The sequence below is a fragment of the Mesotoga sp. HF07.pep.5.2.highcov genome, assembly GCF_003666285.1.
Lineage (GTDB): Bacteria > Thermotogota > Thermotogae > Petrotogales > Kosmotogaceae > Mesotoga > Mesotoga prima.
This window is the reverse complement of record NZ_JFHJ01000057.1, coordinates 1-1,212: the sequence shown is the minus strand read 5'-3', so window position 1 is coordinate 1,212 and position 1,212 is coordinate 1. Positions and strand designations below refer to the sequence as shown.

General features: G+C 37.3%; 1 protein-coding gene. It reads right to left on the bottom strand.

The window, feature by feature from the left end; all coding sequences use genetic code 11:
* The coding region (locus tag BG32_RS01080) for a hypothetical protein (RefSeq protein ID WP_147434775.1) at positions 1-407 on the bottom strand (407 nt) is incomplete at its 3' end.
* Positions 408-1,212 lie beyond the last annotated feature (805 nt).

Below are 1,212 nucleotides of genomic sequence, written 5' to 3'. Positions count from 1 at the left end.
TCGACAAGATTTCTGGGGCTCGTTGATATAGAGACCCTAACATTCTTCACTGTCTTGATTTCCACTTTCTTATTCGAATCGGCCGTAATTGCTCTTGGATTCGCCTTAGATCCGTCGGCCCAGCCATCGAAAACATGTATAACCTCAGTTTCTTCAAGTGGTTCTTCTTCTATAACTTTGACGACTACAGTCTCCTGGGGTTTAAGGTTAAGAACTAGCGGGGTTTTCTGGACATCTGAAGCTTCATAATTCGCCTGTTCGATGTCTTTTAGAAGGGCAACCGAAATTGCATCCGGCTCCGAAACAACCTCCACAGTGAATAGGTTCACTCTGGGAACGCAACTGCTGAAGATCAAGGCTATGAAAAGTAAAACGCTTATTAGAATTGTATTCCCGTATCTCCTCATAAGATCTCCTCCGGACGGTTTGTGAAAAACCGGGTGTTACAGGAATATTATATACGATTTATTCATAAGTATTATCTACTTGATCTATTCTTATGATGTATTCATATGATTAGTTTTTAAGAATACGAAATTCGATATATTTCCATACATTCAAAGTAAAATACACATTATTAGCTGAATCATAGGAACTAATAATTTTTAGGAGAACGTACGAATGATTTTTTATTCCAGATCGAATTTCGTCTAATTGGTTATATTTACTGCATCTTAACAAGGATATAACATTGCAAAAAGCAATCGAATTTTGCCAACAAATAACTGCAAATCGTTATATTCAAAATATCACTTGCGAAAGACAGCCTTTGATTTCTTCAACGAACTATTGAATGTTCTGACAACAAATCAGATGGAAAGCTATTATGTAGTTCAGATGTCTAAGAACTTGAGCTAAGCAACCAACACCAATTTTGCTTTTTCTTTTAACTGAAAACAGTTTCTCCAGCGAAGGGATCTTGTTTCCAAATACATTGCATCGAGGATTGCACCCCGTTGTTTCTTGGAGGGAGGATTATCGGAAAAAATTTTGATCATTTGTCTTCAGTAGAACAGCGGCATTGCCATTTGCATTCTGAATGTCAATCTTGCACAAGGAGATTCCGTCAAAAGATAGGCGATATTTGTGTTTATTGTAAGACTCAACTTTGACAGCAAGAAATCTGAAAACAGCTAAACAAGGGAAAAATGAAAAGAAAAACAGACGTACCACCACAGTGGTCTATTATGCAATCTCTTTGAGTAGATCCGG